The 5,761-nt window shown below is 66.8% G+C and carries 6 protein-coding genes; 3 read left to right on the forward strand and 3 right to left on the reverse strand.

Features of this window, described 5'->3' with window-relative positions; translation table 11 throughout:
- Window positions 1–723: 723 nt before the first annotated feature.
- On the forward strand, window positions 724–1,287 hold the full coding sequence (locus AC08OQ_RS07415; protein WP_476601666.1) for a hypothetical protein: 564 nt from the start codon (window positions 724–726) through the stop codon (window positions 1,285–1,287).
- Between the two features lie 118 nt (window positions 1,288–1,405).
- On the opposite strand, the gene AC08OQ_RS07420 is transcribed toward AC08OQ_RS07415, so the two are convergent.
- The gene (locus AC08OQ_RS07420; RefSeq protein WP_476601667.1) at window positions 1,406–2,278 is read right to left on the reverse strand and encodes an NAD(P)-dependent oxidoreductase; all 873 of its coding nucleotides are present in this window, start codon (window positions 2,276–2,278) and stop codon (window positions 1,406–1,408) included.
- Between the two features lie 135 nt (window positions 2,279–2,413).
- Complete coding sequence (locus AC08OQ_RS07425) at window positions 2,414–2,734, reverse strand: putative quinol monooxygenase (RefSeq protein WP_476601668.1); 321 nt, start codon at window positions 2,732–2,734, stop codon at window positions 2,414–2,416.
- Between the two features lie 1,566 nt (window positions 2,735–4,300).
- On the opposite strand from AC08OQ_RS07425, the gene AC08OQ_RS07430 reads away from it, so the two are divergent.
- Together AC08OQ_RS07430 and AC08OQ_RS07435 are read left to right on the forward strand one after the other, a co-directional pair.
- Complete coding sequence (locus AC08OQ_RS07430) at window positions 4,301–4,852, forward strand: trypsin-like serine peptidase (protein WP_476601669.1); 552 nt, start codon at window positions 4,301–4,303, stop codon at window positions 4,850–4,852.
- Between the two features lie 87 nt (window positions 4,853–4,939).
- Entirely contained in the window at window positions 4,940–5,329 is a 390-nt protein-coding gene (locus tag AC08OQ_RS07435; protein WP_476601670.1) for a hypothetical protein, read from the forward strand.
- A gap of 88 nt (window positions 5,330–5,417) precedes the next feature.
- On the opposite strand, the gene AC08OQ_RS07440 is transcribed toward AC08OQ_RS07435, so the two are convergent.
- Window positions 5,418–5,761 (reverse strand): tetratricopeptide repeat protein (locus AC08OQ_RS07440; protein ID WP_476611963.1); only part of this gene is annotated, 344 nt, incomplete at its 5' end.

Here is a 5,761-nt window from a genome sequence, read left to right on the forward strand (position 1 = left end):
TGATGATGCTCTCGATCACGTATTTGTTACTTCATTACGTCCCCTGTGCGTCATACCTCGTTGTTTACCCAGGTGAAGGCGTCCGCGTGCCGCGAGGGGCCGGGGTGTGGCCGGTTCGACATCCGGGAATCGTCCCGGTCCGCTGGATCGCCCGATGACCTCCGCCCGGTCCGGAACGCGATCTTTCGTCGATGTATCGCGGGAAACGCGTGGTCCGTCTGTCGATCGTCCACGAGGAGCCGTGCCCGGGTGGGTACGCCATACGGGTACAGGCACGCCAAACGGAGTGTAGGCTAGAACTGCCTGTAATCGATCAGTGACTACTAGCTATCGAACAGGTATGTTGAGGACGCGGCTGAGGTGTCCGGGTCGTTCCCATCCGTCCCCGATCCGCGGCACCCCAGTCGCATCCTCGATGTCTCCGGGCCGTCTCCGGGTGCCGATGCGACGCGATTCCCGAGGTCGCCCCGTGCTTCTACGCTGACGTCATGCGGTGGTCTTGGTGCCGTCCAGCCGTGAAGCCATCCAGGGGGAGCGGGGGGCGTCAGCACGTGGCCACATACGGAGGGCCGCGGTCGGGTGGCTCTCCGAGCATGTGAGATCGGCCCATGATGTGAGGACGGACGGTGCAAGCGGGATGCACGTCACCAAACCGTCCTCCTGGCTTGTCGGGTTGACGTCGATCGGGGGCGTCGCTGGCCGTACGGCGATAGGAACATGCCTATGGCCCGGCTCCTCGCGGCGATCTCCACGGGCGTCGCCCTCCTGGTGGGAGGGTTGACGGCGCTTGCCGTCATGCTGCCGCCTGAGTACAGCTATCTGGTCCCGATTGTCATCATCCTCGTCGTCGTGGGGGTCAACATCACTGCCTGGCTTGTGATCCCGCGTGTCGTCGACTCGGCGTCGGCGTCGGTGTCCGTGCACCGCTCAATACCGGAGAATCGTCCGATGGGTGGCTCGTTCGTGTTCGGTCGTGGTGAGTTCGACTGGGCGAGTTCGGACGCCTCCGATGCCTCCGTCGAGTCCTCGTCGGACAACTGGTCGTCGAGCTGGGACTACGCCGGCGGGGACGGTCCGGACGGCAGCGACGACGAGAGCGGTTTCGACGACGACCGCTGGTATGGTTCCGCGGCCCGCCGTGGCGCGGGTTTCTCGCCGCCCGCTCTTACCGGAGCGTCCATGCCCGGCCTGCTGTCCGCCGATACCGGACCGCATCACCGGGCCACGCAGTCCGGCCCGGTGCCGGCGGAGCCAGAGAAGCACCACGACGACAGCCGCCAGCCGTAGTGACGCCCATGCGGGAACCGATCGGCCAAGGGTACAGTCCTCGGCCAGGTACATCCCGTCCGTGCTGCGCTCGTTGAGATCGGTGCAGTGCGGTGCAGTGGCGGCCCGGCGCCGTGGATCAGGCGAGCCCGGCGCGTCGGCGGGCCGTCTCGGCCACCGCGGCCCAGTCCTGGTCGGTCTGGCCGTGCGCCAGCGCGTCGACGAAGGCGTCCCGCAGCACGCCGCCGAAAGGCAGCGGAACGTTCCGTTCCAGCCCTGAGGCCAGCGCGAGCTGGACGTCCTTCAACCCGAGCGGGAGACGGAAGTTGACGGGTTCGTAATCCCGGTTTCCGATCATGCGGCCATAGCCGGTAAAGACCGGGCCAGTGAACAGGTTGTCGGTGAGTACTTCGATGAACGTGGCCGGGTTCATCCCGCCGGCCTCGATGACGGCGCTCGCCTCCGCCATCGCCTCGATGCTGCAGGCGATTAGATAGTTGCCCAGAATCTTCACCAGGTTGGCGTGTTCCGGCGCGTCGCCGACCGTCCAGGTTCGCCGGCCGAGGACGTCGAACAGGGGCTGAACCTCGGCGATCGCGTCCGGATCGCCGCTGGTCACGATGGTGAGGTTGCCGGCGCGGGCGGCGTCGGTCCGGCCGAAGACGGGAGCCGCGAGGTAGCGCAGCCCGTGCTCGGCGTGCTCACGCCGAGCACGGATCGCCAGCGCGGTGCTGACGGTGGCCATGTTCACATGCAGTGCTCCGGCCGGCGCGGCGGTCAGCACCCGCGGATCGAGCAGGCGATCGGTGACGGCCTGGTCGTCCGCCAGCATGCTGAGGACGATTCCGGTGGCGAACACCTCGGAGATGCTGGCGGGGACCGCACCGGCGGCGGCCAGTTCGGTGACGGGATCCGGTGAGCGGTTCCAGGCCAGCACGGTGTGGCCGGCGTCGATCAGATTGCGCGCCATGGCGCCGCCCATTCCGCCGAGTCCGATGAAACCGATCTTCATGCGTCACCCTCCTGGCCTGGTCGGCGGACGGTCCGCCGACGCGGGTTTCCTGCCCGGCTGGGCTGGGCTGGGCCAAGCGGCATCAGCGGCTCCGGCCCAGGGCGTGTGAAGAACGGACCGGCAGGTGCCGGGTTCTCAGGCGCCTGTCATCGTAGGAAGCCCGGTGCCCGAGGTCAGTGTGATGAACTCGATACGCGGGGGACCGGTGAGCAGATCCTGCCGCTCGGCGACGAAGTGGTGGATGTGCGGCTGGTTCTCATGATCCTCGAACGCCTCGCGGTCGCGGTAGAGCTCGTAGAAGAGCCGGGCATTGTCGTCGCCGGTCACCCGATGGGTAGTGTAGATCAAGGTCCCGGTTTCGTGGGCGGCGATCAGCGGCACCGTCTCGGCCACCAACGCGTCGAACGCGTCCGCCGTGTCCGGGCGTACCTCGAACCGCACCGTCAGACCGAACATGGATCTCCTCCTCAAGGTATTGCGACAGGGATATGGCGAGGCGCTGTCGCTTCGCGACGTACTGTTACCGCATCCAGGAGATCACTCTAATGGTGGCCTGAGAGCCTGGCCACATCGGTGCGGCCTGAGATCGGCTGCCTTGTGCAGCCCGGGACGGGCCATCCGGACCTTGACGACAGGATGCCGATGTACAGCAGATTCTGTCGATCAAAGCCGATATGAACGTCATGAACGGTACCCGATGGTATTCTCTCAAGGCTGGATCTGGTGATAGCTCCCGCTGGCCGAGGCGACCCGCGTCGCGCTCAGGTCCCCGGCGCCGTGGACCGGGACGTGCCACCCGGCCAGCATAGCGATTCGCGGCAGGCGGGCCACAGCCTGATTTCTTCCATCGACTCGTAGTTCAAATTCGAGAGACTTGTGTTCACTGGCTCGTGAACGGAAATCCCTTGACGGCTGGCCGCTGCACCGCACTCCGACGGGACGTAGGAAAGGTCGGCGCCCTGTTACTCTGACGATTCACTCCTTCATCGTCTACGGCTGGGATGTCCTACCCGTGCGCCTCGCTCCGGAGCGATAGCGCCCGACGCGGGGGAGGGACGCGTGCTGTACGGCGGATATGCACAAGCATTGACGTGGGCCGCTAATGGTGACGTTGACAGGTCGTCGTTCCTTCCCTGGGTGGAGCCCTGGTGGCGGTCGGCTGACCGGCTGCCACCAGTCCGTCGCACGGACCAGTCGGCGAGGGCGCGGTTCCAGTCTCGAATGGAGGGCATCGGTTGAACGGCCGGTGTGCGGCATGAATGCCGTCATCGGGTGAATTCTCGCGATCTCCGTCGCCGGCGCAGACATGGAGCCCGGCGTGTCGTCAGTGGTTTCAAGCCCGATTGTTCCGCACTCCTGCCACGATGCGTGCCGAGTTCGATGCGACGTCGGACCGGTAATGCAGAATCGAGGATGGCGCGGAGTGAAATCTCGTCTCACATGGTCCCGTTCGGCTGCGCTTGCAGCTGCGACAGCCCTGACCGTCGGGCTTGGCTACGGCCTTCCGGCGGTCGCGGATCCGGGTGGCGCAGCAGCCCGGTCGGGTGCGGCGAAGGCTGGACCGGTCGCCGGGCCGGACATAGGGGACGTAATGAAGTAACAAATACGTGATCGAGAGCATCATCGCAGGTCACAGGCCCGTGGAGGGTTCGAAACGCGCAAGTTATTTCATTTCGACTCCATAGCCAACGGTAGGGCACGGGAGGCGTCCACATTCTGGACGTCAGATCGTATGCGCGAGGCCAAGCCGGTGGACCCGAGCAAGGCGAATAGCGGCAAAGTCCAGGAACAGGGGCCGGCGGTGCGCGGCGGCCCGGCCGAGCGGGTGAACCCGCATGTCACTGAGCCCGTACCGGGAACAGCACCGGGAACAGCTGGCGGCGGGCCAGGCTTCGGGCCGACCGCGGCACCCTGGTACGGCTCGACGACCAGCCCGCCGACCACCACGTCCTCTTCACCGACAGCAGCGGCGTCAGCTACTCCTGCTCGGGCGGCACCGTCAACAGCGGCGGCAAGAACCTGGTGTTCACCGCCGGCCACTGCGTAAACTCGGGCGGCGGCGGGGCCTGGTTCACCAACTGGGTCTTCGTCCCGCGCTACAACAACGGGAACGCGCCCTACAGCGTGTGGTCCGCGCGCCAGCTCTGGAGCTGGAGCAGCTGGGTGCAGAACGCCAACCGTTCCTACGACTTCGGCGTCGCAGTGCTGAACACCAACGCTTCAGGACAGCACATCGTCAACGTCGTCGGTGGTCAGGGAATCGAATGGAACTTCCCGCTGGTGCAGTATGTCTACCAGTTCGGCTACCCGGATCGGGCGCCGTTCAACGGGCTCTCCCTGCAATACTGTAGTGGGACGACGTACAACGACGGCGGCTTCGTCGGTATCAACTGCAACATGACCGAGGGTGCCAGCGGCGGACCCTGGCTGGACGACTTCGACGGAACGTTCGGATACCTCGACTCCGTCAACAGCTGGGTGTTCTGGGACGCCAACGGCGTCCGGTACAAGTGGAACGGCCCGTACTTCGGCAACGAGGTGCGCGACCTGTACTACGCGACCGCGAATCTGTAGGCTGGCCACAGCCGGGGGGACGCGGGAAATGCGCGTCCCCTTTTTTTCGAATTTACCGTGATTTTCATCGCGCCGGAGGAGGGCGCCGTGACACGCCTCCCCCCTGTCTCCCTCCCCCTTCTCCCCCTCCTGCTCTGCGTGCTCGTCGGGTGCGCCGGTCCGATCAACGCCGGGCCGGCGGAACCGACCGGGCCGGCACCGGGCAGGGTGCTGGATGTGGCGGGTGCGTTCGCCGCCCCGCCTGACCGGCAGGTGACGGTCCGCGGGTACGTCCTCATCAGGCCGGACGGGGCCAGTTACCTGTGCACCGGGCTCGCCGGTTCCTACCCGCCGCAGTGCGGCCGGCCGGCACTGCGGCTTGTCGGACTGGACCCGGCCGACCTACCGAGTCCCGAGCATGCCTCCGGAGTCACCTGGACCGGCGAAACCACACTGGCCGGAACCGTCCGGGACGGCACGCTGACGCTTCGCCGCTGACCAGGATCGCAGCCGCGTTCCCCTGCTCAGCCCCGGACCAGCCCGCCCAAGGCCGCCCGCCCAAGGCCGAAGGGGGCACCGCCCTGCCCTACGACGGCTGGCACCGGGCCGTCCAGACGGCGAGCTCGGTGCGGGCGGCCACGGTCTCGCGGTGCTCGGGTCCCAACGCCCGTTCGAACAGCGCCAGTACCGCGGCGAACTGGTCCCGGGCACCCGCGGGATCCCCCGCCTCACCGGTCCAGTGGGCGAGGTTGCGCTGGTCGAGCAACGTGTCCGGATGGCCGGGGCCGAGGACCCGCCGGTGGATCAGGAGCAGGGCGGCGTACTGGTCACGGGCCATCGCGGGGTCTCCCGCCTGACCCATCCAATAGGCGAAGTTACCCCGGGCGACTAGGGCCTGTTTGGTAAGTACGTCCCGGGGTTGGCCGTGGA

The organism is Frankia sp. CcCS3 (assembly GCF_977927575.1).